Origin of the sequence: Mycoplasma sp. 1578d (genome assembly GCF_024582695.1) — a bacterium.
Lineage (GTDB): Bacteria > Bacillota_I > Bacilli_A > Mycoplasmatales > Metamycoplasmataceae > Mycoplasmopsis.
This window is the reverse complement of the sequence record NZ_CP102081.1, coordinates 94804-110124: the sequence shown is the minus strand read 5'-3', so window position 1 is coordinate 110124 and position 15321 is coordinate 94804. Positions and strand designations below refer to the sequence as shown.

Genomic DNA, 15321 nt, shown 5'->3' with positions numbered 1-15321 from the left:
GTAAACTAAAGTTAATTAAATAGCATTCATTTGCTATTTTTTAATTTATTTTGAGCATGTACCGGTTGAACATGATGATTCTTTTTCCATGTCTTTTTTAGGGCAAGTTCCTTTATCACATGACATTTCTTTTGAGCATTGACCCATTTTTGGACAAGATTCTTTTTCTTTCATCATTTCTTTTTGTTCTTTTTCTTTGCATCCGCAGTGTGACATTTTAATCCTCCTTGTTTGATTGTAAGTAGAATAGATAAATTTACACTAAAAAAATACCTATTTTTAGAATTAGTTATTAAACTAAAAAAATTAACTCTAAATTTGATGATTTTTGGAGTGGTTAATTTTTTTCAATTTTAACCAATTCTTTAGAATTTGATATAAAAAATGGCATTTTTTGATATTTTTGATTAAAATTGCCTTTATTTTTACATCACAATTATTATATAACTTAAAAATATTTTTAGAAAAATTTTTCAGTTATTTTTTGAAATTTTAAAGAAATAAAAAGTGATTTATTGTAAACCACTTTTCAAAGTCTATATATTTATTTACCTAAGGTTAATAACTTAACAAAACTGCTTGCTTCAAGTGAAGCTCCACCAACTAAAAATCCATTAATATCCTTTTGCGAATGAAGATCTTGGATATTACTTGGTGATACACTTCCGCCATATTGAATAATTAAATCTGGGCTAGTGATTAAACGAATAAACTCACAAACTTCTTGAGCAACTTGTGGAGTTGCAACTTTCCCAGTTCCAATGGCTCAAATTGGTTCATATGCTACAATAATTTTTGATAAATCTAAGTCTGCAAGTGAGTTTTGAATTTGATTTTTGATAATATCCTTAGTGATACCCTGTTCATATTGTTCTAAAGTTTCTCCAACACAAATAACAGGAATAATACCTTTTTCTAATGCAATCTTAGCTTTTGCGTTAACAAGTTGATCACTTTCTTTATGATACATTCTTCTCTCTGAATGTCCAATAACTACATAAGAAACATTTAAATCTTTAAGCATATCAGCTGAAATTTCACCTGTAAAAGCACCACTTATATGTTCTGATACATCTTGAGCTGCTATTTTTAAATTTGTTTTATTCCCGCTAAAAACTGATAAATTGGTAAAAGGTGCAGCAATAGCATAATCTAAATTACTTAAAATTTTGTTTTCGTTTTCTTTTAAATGAATTGATAATTGATTTAAAAATTCTTGAGTTTGAGTTGCAGTTTTATTCATTTTTCAATTACCGATAATAACTGTTTTTTTCATTTAATTCTCCTTAATGAAATTCCATTTAATTATATTAAAAAAGAACATTTTTATGTTCTTTTAACTTGCTTTTCTAACCATTTTGACAAAATCTTTATTTACTGTATCTTCAATATTTTCTAAAATCTTATTAATTTCTTTTCTTTGTCTTGAAGAATAATCCGGAATTACTATTTTCAAGTTCAATTTCATGCTTCCTGTTCTGTTTCCGTGTTTAAATCCTAGACCTTGAATTGAAATTGTTTTAGGTTCAAGATATGATTTTTTCAATTGAATTTTTTGTACTCCATTTGGAGTAGGTACTTCAACAATTTTTTCTTGTAAAATATCTGCAAAAGAAACGGGAAAATCCAAAATCAGATCATCTCCTGATCTTAAGAAATATTTATGTGGATTAACGTGAATTTTTAAATATAAATCTCCTGATGGACCACCATTGTATCCTGGATGACCAAATCCAGCACATTTAAATAGCACTCCATTGTTAACTCCGGCTGGAATATTAATTTTGATTTCTTTTTGAGTTTTAATATACTTGTGCCCTTTACATTGTGAACAAGGTTTTACAATTATTTTCCCTGTTCCTGAACAAGCACGACATTCACTTGATACTATTTGTGCTCCGAAAATACTGTTGATTCGTTTTTGAACATGCCCTTGACCACCACAAGTAGGACATGTTTTAACTCCTTCATTTGAATCAGCTCCGCTTCCATTACAGAATAAACAAAGTTCATGTTTTGTGAATTTTCTGGTTCCTGAATATCCATTATATGAATCTAAAAACGAAATTTCAAATAACGCTGACTTGTCTTCACCTTTGCGTGGTATATTTGAGTTTCTTCGCGACGAACCTGAAAATGAACCAAAAAGATCTTGAAAAAAATCTCCAAATCCCCCAAATGATTCAAAATCAGAAAACCCTTGACCGCCACCAAATCCTTGAGCATTAGCCCCAGCGTGGCCAAATTGATCATAGTTTTTTCTTTTTTGTTCATTTGAAAGTACTTCATAAGCTTCGTTAATTTCTTGCATTTTCTTTTCTGAATCAGCTTCTTTAGATTTATCTGGGTGATACTTCATCGCTAATTTACGATAAGCACTTTTAATTTCCTGAGCACTCGCTCCTTTTGAAACTCCTAAAACTTCATAATAATCTCTTTTTTCTGCCATAATGTTTTAATTTTAGCACAATTTTATCTAAACTGCTAAATTTATTTATTTGGTTTTAATTTTTAATATAATTAAGACATGAAAATATATGTAAGCAAAAACTACTCTGCATATGCAAATTTGCCTCTTGAAGAATTAATTGTTAGCGATCCTCAAGAAACCGAAGATATCTTATTGTTATATCAAAACGAAAACGCTGTAATTATCGGAAGAAATCAAAACGCTCACCAAGAAATTAAACGTGATTATATTAATGAAAATAAAATTGAATTAGCTCGCCGAATGAGTGGAGGGGGGGCTGTTTATCACGACCGTGGAAACGTTAATTTTGCGTTTATTACTGATAAAGAAAACAATAGTGGTTATGAGCTTTTCTTAACCCCGATCATTGGATATTTAAGATCGCTTGGTTTAGATGCTCAATTTAAAGGACGTAATGACTTATTATGTAATGGGGCTAAAATTAGTGGAAATGCACAATTTATCAAAGGAAATAGAATTTCATCTCACGGGACTTTATTATTTGATGTTGATTTAACTAAATTATCAAATGCATTAAATCCTTCTAAACTTAAAATGGAATCTAAAGGAATTCAATCAGCTCGTCAAAGAGTGACTAACATTGCTCATGAGTTAAATTATTCAATAAATGCCCAACAATTTATTGATGGATTGGTAAAATACTTTGTTGAACATTTTGGTGCTAAACTTGAAGAGATTCCTTTTGATAAATACCAAAAAGATCTTGATCAACTAGTAAAACTTCGTTCGTCAGAAGAATGAATTTATGGTAAAAACCCAAAATTCCACGCTGAAGCTGCTAAAAAATTTGACAATGGAATTTTAAGTGTTAAATTAAATGTTTCTGAAAATAAAATTGATGATATTTTATTCGAAGGTGATTTCTTAAGTTTAAAAGAAATGACTGATGTTATTCACATGTTCAAAGGAATTGAATTCAAAAGAGAAAAATTTGCACAAGTGTTAGATAAAATTGACTTAAATATTTATTTTGGTGGAATTAAAAAAGAAGAAATTCTAGACTTAATTTTTGAATAATTATTATTAGAACAAAACACAAAAGACACAATTTTTAACATCTTTTGTGTTTTTTAATTCTGAGTAATAAGGATATTTTAAATTTAAAACATCTTGATCATACAAAATTATATTTGTTGCTTAATTTAAATAATAAATTGCTAATTTAATATAATTGAATAAGCATGAAGATTTACTTTAGCAAAAGCTATTCTGCATATGTTAATTTATCAATTGAAGAATTAATTGTTGCAGATCCAGAACAAACAGGAGATATTTTATATTTATACCAACAAGAAAATGCTGTAATCATTGGAAGAAATCAAAACGCTCATCAAGAAATTAAACGTGATTATATTGAGAAAAATAAAATCGAATTAGCTCGTCGTGTAAGTGGTGGTGGGGCGGTTTATGAAGATCTTGGAAATATTAGTTTTAGTTTTATCAAAGATAATGATGAAACTAATAATTATGAAAACTTCCTTAATCCAATCATTGGTTACTTAAACTCACTTGGGCTAAATGCTCAATTTCATGGACGAAATGATTTATTGTGTAATGGAGCTAAAATTAGTGGAAATGCACAATTTATCAAAGGAAATAGAATTGTTTCTCACGGAACTCTCTTGTTTAATGTTGATTTAACTAAGTTATCAAATGCATTAAATCCTTCTAAACTTAAAATGGAATCTAAAGGAATTCAATCAGTTCGTCAAAGAGTGACTAATATTTCTCATGAGTTAAATTATTCACTAAGCGTGCACGAATTTATTGATGGCTTAATTCAATATTTTGTCGATAATTTCGGAGCCACATTAGGTCAAATTCCCCTAGATAAATATGGCAAAGATCTTCAAAAACTCATTGCATATCGCTCTTCGGATGAATGAATTTATGGTAAAAATCCACAATTTAAGGCTGAAAATGCAAAAAAATTTGACAAAGGTATTTTAAGTGTTAAGTTGAATGTTTCTGAAAATAGAGTTGATGACATCATGTTCCAAGGCGATTTTTTAAGTTTAAGAGAAATAAGTGATGTTATTGGTCTATTTAAAGGAATTGAATTTAAGAAAGAAGAATTTGAAAAAATATTAGACCAAATTAATCTAAACGATTATTTTGGCGGAATTAAAAAGGAAGAAATTTTAGGATTAATTTTTGAGTAATATGAACAAAGTAACAATTAACAATTTTGAAATAGCTTATCACTATGAAAACGAAAATGATTTAGATAAACCACTTGTTTTATTTTTCCATGGTTTTGGCGGTACATATAAAACATTTTTACCTTTATTAAGGTTAAAACGAGATTTTAGATTTGCCGCCTTAGACTTTCCGGGTTGCGGAGATAGTTCATCAGCAAAAGATATCACTTTAGAACAATATTTTGATTTAGTTAAAAAATTTTTAGATACTGTGCTAAAAAACGAAACAGATATTTATCTTGTGTCTCATTCACTTGGATCGGCAAGCGCTTTATATTTAAATAAAGAACCAAGAGTTAAGGGAACCTTGCTTTTAGCACCGTTTAATGAATTTTTATCTTTAAATAAAACCAAAGGAACTGTACTTAATGGATTACTTCCAGATGATGAAGCAGGTTGCATTCAAGCATGTGAAAATCTATTTTATGAAAAAACTCCAAAAGTTTCAGCAGTAGCTAAATACTTATGTCAAGGAAGTCCAGAGGGTTATGCTAATAAGAAAATCAAATTCCAATACATGGTCACTAACCAAATTAGAAACGAAGAATATTTATCAACAATTGTAGCTAATTTATATGCAAACGCTACCAATGTATCTGTATTAAGTGGAGATCCAGATAAATTTACCCCTGTAGAACAAATGGAAATGATTGAAAAGAAATATAACTTTCCAACTAAAATTCTTGAGAAAACTGGACATGCAATTATCACTGAAAGACCTCAAGAAGTTATCGATGAGCTTAATCATTTAGTTAAAAAATAGGTTTTATAACCTATTTTTTGTTAAATTTAAATAAGCGACTTGAGCAATCATTGCTCCGTTATCAGTAGTATATTTCATTGATGGAATAATGGTATTTGGATGAAGTTTAACAAATTCTTCTCTAAGATATGAATTAGCCGAAACTCCTCCACCAAGCACTAATGAGGAAGTTTTGTATTTACTGAGAGCTCAATTAGTTTTTTGAATTAAATATTCAATGGCAATGCGTTGAAAACTAGCAGCAATTTGTTGAGTATTAATTTCTTTTTTATTCATTTTTAGCTTATTAAGATAATTAAGAACTTGGGTTTTAATTCCACTAAATGAAAAATCGAATTCATTTTTTGTTTTTGGAATGGTGAAACCAATGTATTCACCCTTATATTGTTGGAAAATCTTATCAATCAATGGACCACCAGGAAAACCAATTCCAAGCCGAGAAGAAACTTTGTCAAAAACTTCTCCTACTGCATCATCTAAAGTTTCACCAATAATTTCAATCTCTGAATGTGAAGTCGCATAAATTAATTGAGTATGACCACCAGATACTAGTAAGCAAAGTGCTGGATAAGTAATTTGATTGGTTAATGTAGCTGATAAAAAATGCCCATGCAAATGATTGACTGGAATGAGGGGAACATTAAAAGTTTTAGCTGTAGCAAAAGCAAATAAATACCCAATTTGTAAGGTTCCTATTAATCCTGGTTCTTTAGTATAAGCAACATAATCAAAATCACTTTGAGAATATTTCTCCATGATTAATTTTTGGATCAGCGAAATGTTTTTAACATGCTCACGGGAAGCTAATTCAGGGATAGTACCGCCGAATTTTTTAAAAATATCAATTTGAGAAATGGTTCACATATCAAGAACCTGACCATCTCTTAAAACGGCAATTGATGTATCATCATGTGAAGTTTCAATTCCTAAAATGGTCATTTTATACTTCTCCAATCTGGGGCATTTTTATATATAGTGGAGTAATATCCAGTAATTTTTCTTGTGTAAAAATATCTTGATAGATTACAAAATTATCAATTATTAATTGATAATTAATTTGATCAACTTGTTGATCGCTTTTTTCAACCTTAATGCTGTTTTGAATGTAATTAGGATTTCCGTTTGTTATCATTTTTTGAGCTAATAAGTATTTTTTACCTCCGCTTGCATCTAGAACAAAGGTCTCTTTTGTAATTTGTTTATTTAAAATCAAAAATGAATTAGTAGTATAAATTTTAGCGCCGGTTCATAATGCAATAGTACGAGCAAAAACTAAAGCAATACGTACTCCAGTAAAAAATCCAGGTCCTTTATTAATATAAAATTTCTCAATATTTTTATATTTTAGATTATGCTTGTTTAGCAAACTATCAAATTGCTCTGTAAGTAATTCTACTTTCTTTTTAACGCCAATAATGTGAATATAATCGTGAACTTGAAAAGAATCATCAAACAAAATAATCACTAAATCACTTGCGACTGTATCAAGAAAAACATTCATTATTTCACCACCCAAGATTGATAATCTCTTTTATCATTGTTAAATTTAATGTCAATTAAAACATATTGCTGATATGCTAATTTCTTTAAGTTTGATCATTCAATTGCAACAATATTATCTTCAAAATAATCCTCAAATTCATCCAGATCGCCCTTATAATTGTACAAATCAATATGGACTAAGCCAGGATATGTTTTCATGTATGAAAAACTCGGACTAGTGATATTGTCTTTAATTCGGAGTTTTTGAGCTATATACTTAACAATAGTGGTTTTACCTGCACCTAAATCGCCTTGTAATAAAACCATTTTACATTCTTGGATATGTGGAAAAATTAAATCTATAAATAAATTAACACTTTCTTGTTGATCCATTTTATAGTATAAACTTTTTTCTTGTCCCATATATTCCTTTATAAATATTATTGTACCAATTTCTGCTTTAATAGTGTTTTTTATGCAAATAAAAAACCGTCAAACACAACACTTCCTCATTTGGCTGCTCCATTTCTGTCCTGACCAGGTTAGTGGGTTATTGTTTTAACGGCTTATTTATTATATCAAAATCAAAATATTTTCGCTTTTATATTTTTAGTTTATAATTAACTTACTTAGTTAAAAGTGTCAAGCAAAAGTGCTTGACAGTAAAGGAGGTAATCTATGGTAAAAATTAGACTTAGACGCATGGGAAGCAAATTTAGACCTGTCTACAAAATTGTTGCTGCTGATGCACGTGCTCCACGTGATGGGAGATTTATCGAAGCTTTAGGTCACTACAATCCTTCTACCAAAGAACTTGTATTAAATAAAGAGGCAACTGCAGCATGACTTGCTAAAGGTGCCAAAACTACTGAAACTGTTTCAAATCTTTTTAGAGCTAACAAGCTAACAGCTGAACTTAAAAAATAAGCAATGAAAATTAATTTTTTAACTCTATTCCCAAAGTATTTTGAGCCTTTTATCTCTGAAAGTATCATTAATAAAGCAATTGCCAAAAACTTAATTGAGATTAATGTTATTGATTTTAGAGCCTTTAGCAAAAACAAACACCATAAGGTTGACGATGAAATTTATGGTGGTGGTCATGGGTTGCTCTTGCAAATTGAGCCAATTGACCTGGCTCTTGAATCGCTACAAAATCAGGGCGGATATAAAATTTTAGTTTCGCCTCAAGGTAAAGTTTTTAATCAACAAATTGCTCAAGAACTTTCACGTCATGAACAAATTACATTTATTTGCGGAAGATATGAAGGGTTTGATGAAAGAGTTGTAGAACTAGTTGATATTGAACTATCAATTGGAGATTATGTCCTCACTGGCGGAGAGCTCCCAGCCATGGTTATGGCCGATTCAATCACTCGACTAGTTGATGGCGTGATTAATGAACAATCGCACCAAAACGATTCATTTCAAGGAATAGGTTTATTGGATTATCCACAATATACTCGCCCAAGAGAGTATAAAGGAATGAAAGTTCCTCAAGTACTTTTTAACGGAAATCATAGCGAGATACAAAAATGAAAAGATCAGGCTCAATGAGAAAAAACGCTCAAAAATCGACCTGATATTATCGAAAGGATTAAACATGAGAAATAAATTAATAGAGCTTGTTGAAGAAAAACAATTACGTACAGATTTAGTTGACTTTCAAACTGGAGACAATGTTAAAGTTCACGTTCGGATTCGTGAAGGTGAAAAAGAACGTATTCAGATTTTTGAAGGTTTAGTTATCTCTAAAAAAGAATCGGGAACTCGTGAAACATTTACAGTTAGAAAAATTTCATACGGTGTTGGAGTGGAAAGAACATTTCCTCTTAACTCACCTTTAATTGCAAGTATTGAAGTAGTTCGTTCAAATAAAGTAAGAAGACATAGACTTTACTTTATGAGAAACCGTACTGGAAAAAGTGCTCGTCTTAAAGAAATTAAAAGATAAAATTAAGCAAACAGATCTCGTCCTTTCGGACGATTTTTTAATTTCTACATGCAATTTATTGCAATATTAGTTTTATAAAATAAATAGGTTTGCGTTTTGAAATTTAATCTGATAAACTTTATATACTTAATTAGTAATATAATTAAAATATATAGAAAGAAGGACATTATATGAAATTAAATAAATTTTACTTAACAAGCTTATTATCGCTCACTCCGCTTACATTAATTTCTTGTTCAACAACACAACAAACAACAAGCCCAAAACCAAATACAGAAACCGAAAAAGACAAAAATAAAGAAACCAAAGTTGAAGCTCCAAAAAATAATTCTGGCGATAATCCAATGCCTAAAAATGAAACAACACCTGGAAACAACACTACAAATAATAATAATATTGATAATGATAGCGAAAACACAGACAAAAATAAAACCTCTTCAGCTCCAACTGCACCTAAAAATGAGATAAATAATCAAAATAAAACTCAAGAGCCTTTAACACCTGCACAAGAAAATCATAAATATTATAATGAACATAAACAAGAAAATGTTCAGTTTATTTTAGATCAAAACAATAATTTAAAAGATAAAATTGTTAAACTTTTAGGCGACTTTTTGACAAGTGCTTTTAAAATACAAGACGTGTCCCCATTAACACAGTTAGCTACAAAAACAACTCTTGATGAAAACACTGAGAATTTTTCAAAAATATTAGAAAAAATCTATGAATCAAATAAAAATAATCTTAATCTAAAAGAGATTGTTGATAAACTTAATCAAGACCTTGATGACGATGAATCGATTAAATTAAAAAATCCGTTAGACTTTAAGTCATTTGATAATATATTTTTAAAAATGTACCATTTAAAACCTGAAAATGGTTCTGATTTAAGTATTGAAGACAAGTTATTACAAATTATTCGTTTTTCAGTTCCTAATAATGATCAATTTATTGGAGCGGTTTCGAATTTAAATTTAGTTGAACTTTGAAAAGAAATTAATAAATATAATCAAGGTGACTTTCAAGAACAAGTAAAAGAAGTGACCGACTTTTTTGATCAATTAAAACCTGACATGTTTTTTGATGGAGATGAAAAGAATTTTCAAGAATTAGAAACAAAACTAAATTGATATTATGAGACTTTTAATAAGTTTAAACCAAACACCAAAGTTTCGCGTGAATTATTCTGAGATATTACTAAACAATTATTAAACATTAAAACTAAATAAAATCATCCTTTAAATCAGAATAAAATTCTGATAAGTAAAAAATAAATTATTTATTGCATCTCAAATTTTCTTGAGGTGCATTTTTAATGCTATGTTGGCTTGTCTAGTCATTAATTCTCTTTTATAATTTCATAATTCAACATTTTGATAAAATAATAATTGTGAATGAAATTGCAACTATTAAAAATGTAGTTTTGAAAAAAGATAAAAAAATTATCTTAAACATCCCTGAATTAAGGTTACCTAAAAATAAAATAATTTCATTGGTGGGCCCTTCTGGTGCTGGAAAGACCACTCTGTTAAATTTGCTTTCTAAAATAGAAATTGCAAAGGATTCAAAAATAGAATTATATAAAAATATCACAACTGCTGATATTGGGTATATTTTACAAGATAACCTCTTATATGAAGAGATTAGTGTTTTTCAAAACATTTATTTAAGTGCTAAAAATTCGTTCGTTTGACGCAAGGAAAAACGGAGCGAATTTTTACAAAATTGAAAAGACTTAAAAATTAAAAAATCTACATACATAACAAAACAAGTAAATAAATATTTAAATAATCTTGATCCTAAAAAAGAAAAACAAATCTTTTTGTGGGTTTGATTTTTGTTATTTTGGTTTTATTTATTTACAAACTTGAATTTTTTTAAAGAGTTTGTAAAAGAATTACGACTAAAACATTTTTTTAAAAAGGATTTGGATTTCATAGCTAAAAAAGTAGAAATCACTGAAATTCTTAACAATAAAGCTCAAAACATCTCGGGAGGACAAAAACAAAGAGTTTTAATTGCTAAAGCTATTGTGAAAAAATCAGAATTAATTTTAATGGACGAGCCTTTTTCGGCCTTGGATGTCAAAATTAAAGAAAAAACAATTGAATGAATTGCTAAAATTAAACGCGAGTTTAATTTATCAATTATCTTAGTAACTCATGACCAAAACGATGCACTCAAACTTAGCGATTATATTTTGGTAATGAGAAATGGTAAAATTGAGCAATTTGACACAAAAGACAATGTATTGGACCGTCCTGCGACCTTTTTTGTAGCCAACTTTTTTTGCTCGCCTGAACTTAATTTAATATCTCAAGATAAAGATAGTAAGTCTTTTATTAAACCACGTGATATTTATATTAGTAAAGCAAAGGGCTATTCTAGTGAGTTGACAATTATCCATAAGGAAAATATTGGTGATTTAACAATTTATAAAGTGAGTGATTGCGATTCAACTTATACATCACTAAGTACTAATAACAAACTAAGTGTGGGTGATTTGGTAGATATTAAAATAGATCAACAAAAAATATTGAGATTTAAAAATGAAGAAATTGCAATTTAAATGAGATAAACAAAAAGCAAGACAATATGGAATCGCATCCCTTTATATACTTCCATTATTTGTAATTGTTTTTATTTTTTATATCTATCCAATCATTAATACTATTAGCGAATCCTTTATCACTTTTCCAAGCCAAACTAAAAAATTTATTTATCAATACGGAATCAATAATTATCAAAGAGTGTTTATTGATCCAAATTTTCAAATAGCAATCTCTAACTCTACGTTTTTATTTTTTGTGCCAACTTTCTTTTCTTTATTATTCTCAATTACAATCGCATATTCAATCAGTGCTCTGACTTTAAGAAGAAGTAAAAATTTCTTTTTAAAGTTAATTTACTCGCAATTCTTTATTTCTAGTTTTACTGTTGGTTTGGCATTTATTTTGCTTTTTGGTCAAGAGAATTTATTCTTTCGTCTGTTTCACTCGAATAAAAGTTTTATTTATGGGAGTGATCGACTTAGTATTAAATTTTATTTTTTAATCTTTCAACTTTGAAGATCAATGCCATTTAATATAGTCATTTTTAGTTTTATTTTTAGTCGAATTAACGAAAAATACCGAAAATTAATCAAAGTTGATAATTTAAGTTTTTTTGATAAATTAAAATATTTATATTATCAAGAATTTAGTAAATCTTTTATTTTGGTGACTTATACTAATTTAGTGTTTTCATTTTTAATGTTCCCTGGAGCAATTATGGAAGAAAGTAAGGTAGTATCAACTCAAGGACACACATTGGCTAGTTATGTTTTTCAATTAACTAGACCTTTTGGAGGTGCTTTAACCGTTGATGCTAACAAAGCATATGCAGCTAGTGTGATAACAATTTTATATTTATTATTTTTATTTATTGTTACTTGATTTGGTTTTTTTATCGTAAAGATGTCAGTTAAAAAAATTCTTAATAAAAAACAAAGGAGATAAAATGTATAAAAAAATCATCAAGGATATCTTAATAATTGCATTTGTTTTACTTGTAATTATGATAATTTTATTTCCGCTTTATATGCTTATTTTATTGGCTTTTATGTCAAATTCAGCCGTCACAAACAAAAATTATTTTCTATATTTCAAAGAATTTGAATTTAGAAATTTTAGTTTTTTTGGAGATAAATTGTTTTGAAATGCAATTTTAATATCCTTAGAAAGTTCGCTGGCTTTGATTATTATTCGCCTTGTGACTTATTCATTGTTTGTAATTGGATTATCCAAATTGAGAAAGAAAATTACAAAAACTGTTTGAATTATTGTTTTATTTTTTTCGTTTATTCCTGAATTTACAATTTATTTTTCGCTCGATAAATTATTAAATGATTTGCATTTAGCAAATTCACTTACTCCACTCTCTTTAGTGACAAATTCAATTTTCTCGTATTTTTTTATGTATAACTTATCTATCCATTTTGAAAAAAGTAAGAAAAAATATCATAAAGTTGCTTTGGTAGATAATTTAACCGTGTGACAAAAAATGTATTTGATCTATTGAAAAGAAATGAAAGAAATATACTTATTGTTAATTGTTTTTTCGTTTGTGTCAGTGTGAAATGATTTTCTATGACCAAATTATCTATTAAGCGGTACTCAAACCAATACTGTTGGAATTTGATTTAGACAAATTGGAGCTAGTCCAGCTGGTGGATATTTTCAAAATATTCAATCTGCAGGGGCTTTAATAGTTGTAGCTCTTCCTTTAATTGTTTATTTTATTTTTTCAAAAAAAATTGTAAAGTCAATCTAGAATTAAAGTTGAACAAAAAAGGACCCGGCGTCCTTTTTTGTTATTAATTGCTTTTTTAATTAACTTTTATCATTAATAATTTTAAGCACTTCTTGTAAAGCCATTTCACCGTTTATTTTTTTGTTAGGATTTTTATCTAAATTTGATTCAAGTAATAAACTCTCGATTTTTTTAATAATTTTGGTGGTTTTTTCGCTTTTTGGTAAATTTAATATATCTTCGTTATTATCTTTATAAAAATCAAAAAATGATTTAAATGATGCAGCACCAGAATAAGTATTGTTAGTATATGTTTCTAAAGTATCATTTTCTTTTTGTAATTGTTCTTTTTGGGGATCATTTTTTTCAATTTTGGCTTTGTTTTCTGCAATTTTTTCTTGGAATTTTTTTATTACATCATTATAAAATCCAACACCGCGATCAACAATCTCTTTTGTTGGAATAAAGTATGCTGATTTTCTGGTTATTAAATCTGTTGGAGCTATTTTTTCTCCATTAAGATCTACTTTTTGTTTGTATAATCATTTTAAAAATAATAAGGTTGCTTTGTCTTCTTTGCCATTGTTATCTACCGAAACAGGAATTAGAGTCGAACCACCTTCAAAATATGTTGAAAATGTATCATCAGCATTATTTTTGGTAATTTGCTCTTTTAAAAGAACATCATCTCTAGTTGCTCAAGTTTTTGGGTCTTCTGTAGAATAAAAATCACGAGATGTTGGTGAATTAACTGCCCGTTCAAAACCAACTAATACAGCGATTGCAAAAATGGTGTTGTAGTTTCTAATAGTACCAGGAGCTCATTCATTAACATTGTCATTGAATTTTATATCTTTAAATAGTACTGGATCGCCGCCGGTCATTCCTTCTTGTACAACGTCTGATGAATTATTTTGAACAAATTGGTCAAAAGTCTTTTTAAAAACTTCTTGAACTTTTGGATCGTCCTTGATATTATATTTAACCTTTGAAAAGTCATATTGGCCATTATTTTTTTCTAATTCTCATAACTGCTTACCTTTTAATTGGTTGTTAATTGATTTAAAGAATTCGTCCTCTTGATAATCGATGGCAAATATGTTTAATCTATTGATTTTTTTACCATAAGCTTCTACTTTTGCATGATCAATTTCTAATGCTGATTTTAGTTTTCTAGCAAATTCGAATAGACCATTTAACCCTTTAAAGGTTTTTTCATTAATAGTATATCCTTTTAAGCTATTTGGTTTAACTTTTAAAAAGTTAATAGCTGAATTGTCAGGAATTTTACTTCCTTTGTCTTTTTGTGCTTCAAGAGTTTTGAAAAGCTCTCCAGTTTTATCGACTGTAGCACCGGCTTGCTGTGCCAAATCTAATGCTTTATTTAATAAATCTATATTAACAAGAAATCCGTTTGTATCTGACACATTAAACGGTAAGTTGTAGATTTTGGTTTTAGTTAAATCTTCTCCTACTAGCTGTGTGTGTGCTTTAAGTAATTTTGTAGGAAAATCGTGTGGAGATAAAACTGAAGTTGTGTCTAAAAGCTTACCGTATTTATTAATGACATAAGCTGTAGTTTGATTTCCTAATAATAAATTAGCCACCTTTTCAGAATTTGATTTAATGTAATTTTCATACTTGTTGGTTAAGTCTAATTCATTTTGGGCTCCAGTTATTTCTCTGGTTTGTAACTCTACTTTTAAAAAGTCTGGATCATTTTTCATTTGCTCATTATAAAGTGGTATAAGTTCATTTAAAGCAATGATTAATGGTCATTTTTGTGTTTGTGATGCAGCAAGAACGATTTTTTTATCCAACGCCGCCTTATCTGTTGGATAATTTGATTGATTCGCTTGACAACTTGCTGCCAGTATTGAAGTTGCTGATGATACAGCTAAAACAGAAGTTAAAAATTTTATTCTTTTAATTTTATTCATATTTTTAAATTATAGAACTATATTAAAAAATAGATACAATAATGTTAAACTAAAAAACACATTATTAAATGCGTTTGCTGATAAAATAAAATTCTATAACTAAAATCAAGAAATTCAAATTAAATTCTGAATTTTTTAAATTCGGTTTACACAAATCGAGATTGCTCTATGTACGAATTTTTAAAACATTCAATCTGAGC

17 protein-coding genes and 1 other RNA gene are annotated in these 15321 nt (G+C 28.4%); 10 read left to right on the top strand and 8 right to left on the bottom strand.

Annotation, left to right across the window (positions count from 1 at the left end):
* Window positions 1-45 precede the first annotated feature (45 nt).
* From NPA11_RS00545 to dnaJ, 3 genes are all read right to left on the bottom strand, one after another.
* The gene (locus tag NPA11_RS00545) at window positions 46-216 is read right to left on the bottom strand and encodes a hypothetical protein (RefSeq protein WP_257043681.1); all 171 of its coding nucleotides are present in this window, start codon (window positions 214-216) and stop codon (window positions 46-48) included.
* 328 nt (window positions 217-544) lie between these two features.
* Window positions 545-1276 carry a triose-phosphate isomerase gene (gene tpiA, locus NPA11_RS00540; RefSeq protein WP_257043679.1) on the bottom strand — a complete coding sequence of 244 codons (732 nt, stop codon included), beginning with the start codon at window positions 1274-1276 and terminating at the stop codon, window positions 545-547.
* A 60-nt stretch (window positions 1277-1336) separates the two neighbouring features.
* Window positions 1337-2449, bottom strand: coding sequence for a molecular chaperone DnaJ (dnaJ, locus tag NPA11_RS00535; protein WP_257043678.1), 1113 nt, complete (start codon window positions 2447-2449; stop codon window positions 1337-1339).
* 78 nt (window positions 2450-2527) lie between these two features.
* Between dnaJ and NPA11_RS00530 the strand changes: the two genes are divergently transcribed.
* The 3 genes from NPA11_RS00530 to NPA11_RS00520 all read left to right on the top strand — a co-directional run bounded on the left by NPA11_RS00530 (window position 2528) and on the right by NPA11_RS00520 (window position 5455).
* A complete protein-coding gene (locus NPA11_RS00530) occupies window positions 2528-3508 on the top strand; it encodes a lipoate--protein ligase (protein WP_257043677.1) in 981 nt (326 codons plus the stop codon).
* Window positions 3509-3672: 164 nt separating this feature from the next.
* Window positions 3673-4653 carry a lipoate--protein ligase gene (locus tag NPA11_RS00525; RefSeq protein ID WP_257043676.1) on the top strand — a complete coding sequence of 327 codons (981 nt, stop codon included), beginning with the start codon at window positions 3673-3675 and terminating at the stop codon, window positions 4651-4653.
* Between the two features lies 1 nt (window position 4654).
* Entirely contained in the window at window positions 4655-5455 is an 801-nt protein-coding gene (locus tag NPA11_RS00520; RefSeq protein WP_257043674.1) for an alpha/beta fold hydrolase, read from the top strand.
* A gap of 3 nt (window positions 5456-5458) precedes the next feature.
* Here NPA11_RS00520 and tsaD read toward each other — a convergent pair whose 3' ends face one another.
* The 4 genes from tsaD to ffs all read right to left on the bottom strand — a co-directional run bounded on the left by tsaD (window position 5459) and on the right by ffs (window position 7509).
* On the bottom strand, window positions 5459-6394 hold the full coding sequence (tsaD, locus tag NPA11_RS00515; protein ID WP_257043672.1) for a tRNA (adenosine(37)-N6)-threonylcarbamoyltransferase complex transferase subunit TsaD: 936 nt from the start codon (window positions 6392-6394) through the stop codon (window positions 5459-5461).
* Window position 6395: 1 nt separating this feature from the next.
* The gene (gene tsaB / locus NPA11_RS00510; protein WP_257043671.1) at window positions 6396-6956 is read right to left on the bottom strand and encodes a tRNA (adenosine(37)-N6)-threonylcarbamoyltransferase complex dimerization subunit type 1 TsaB; all 561 of its coding nucleotides are present in this window, start codon (window positions 6954-6956) and stop codon (window positions 6396-6398) included.
* Window positions 6956-7360: a tRNA (adenosine(37)-N6)-threonylcarbamoyltransferase complex ATPase subunit type 1 TsaE gene (gene tsaE / locus NPA11_RS00505; protein ID WP_373457096.1), complete on the bottom strand. Its 405-nt coding sequence runs from the start codon at window positions 7358-7360 to the stop codon at window positions 6956-6958. Before tsaE ends, tsaB begins: the two co-directional genes overlap by 1 nt.
* A 53-nt stretch (window positions 7361-7413) precedes the next feature.
* Window positions 7414-7509: signal recognition particle sRNA small type (gene ffs / locus NPA11_RS00500), an RNA gene on the bottom strand.
* 106 nt (window positions 7510-7615) lie between these two features.
* On the opposite strand from ffs, the gene rpsP reads away from it, so the two are divergent.
* The 7 genes from rpsP (at window position 7616) to NPA11_RS00465 (ending at window position 13202) form a co-directional block, all read left to right on the top strand.
* Window positions 7616-7864 (top strand): 30S ribosomal protein S16, encoded by a 249-nt coding sequence (gene rpsP, locus NPA11_RS00495; protein ID WP_257043670.1) that lies wholly within the window; start codon window positions 7616-7618, stop codon window positions 7862-7864.
* A 3-nt stretch (window positions 7865-7867) separates the two neighbouring features.
* On the top strand, window positions 7868-8551 hold the full coding sequence (gene trmD / locus NPA11_RS00490; RefSeq protein ID WP_257043669.1) for a tRNA (guanosine(37)-N1)-methyltransferase TrmD: 684 nt from the start codon (window positions 7868-7870) through the stop codon (window positions 8549-8551).
* Window positions 8541-8891, top strand: a complete 351-nt coding sequence (rplS, locus tag NPA11_RS00485; protein ID WP_257043668.1) for a 50S ribosomal protein L19 — start codon at window positions 8541-8543, stop codon at window positions 8889-8891. Before trmD ends, rplS begins: the two co-directional genes overlap by 11 nt.
* Before the next feature lie 170 nt (window positions 8892-9061).
* A complete protein-coding gene (locus tag NPA11_RS00480) occupies window positions 9062-10120 on the top strand; it encodes a hypothetical protein (protein WP_257043667.1) in 1059 nt (352 codons plus the stop codon).
* Window positions 10121-10281: 161 nt separating this feature from the next.
* Window positions 10282-11460, top strand: a complete 1179-nt coding sequence (locus tag NPA11_RS00475) for an ABC transporter ATP-binding protein (RefSeq protein WP_257043666.1) — start codon at window positions 10282-10284, stop codon at window positions 11458-11460.
* Window positions 11441-12388 carry a sugar ABC transporter permease gene (locus NPA11_RS00470; protein WP_257043665.1) on the top strand — a complete coding sequence of 316 codons (948 nt, stop codon included), beginning with the start codon at window positions 11441-11443 and terminating at the stop codon, window positions 12386-12388. The genes NPA11_RS00475 and NPA11_RS00470 overlap by 20 nt, the downstream gene beginning before the upstream one ends.
* A 1-nt stretch (window position 12389) precedes the next feature.
* Window positions 12390-13202, top strand: a complete 813-nt coding sequence (locus NPA11_RS00465; RefSeq protein WP_257043664.1) for a glycerol transporter subunit C — start codon at window positions 12390-12392, stop codon at window positions 13200-13202.
* Between the two features lie 59 nt (window positions 13203-13261).
* On the opposite strand, the gene NPA11_RS00460 is transcribed toward NPA11_RS00465, so the two are convergent.
* Entirely contained in the window at window positions 13262-15121 is a 1860-nt protein-coding gene (locus NPA11_RS00460) for a P68 family surface lipoprotein (RefSeq protein WP_257043663.1), read from the bottom strand.
* Between the last annotated feature and the right edge of the window lie 200 nt (window positions 15122-15321).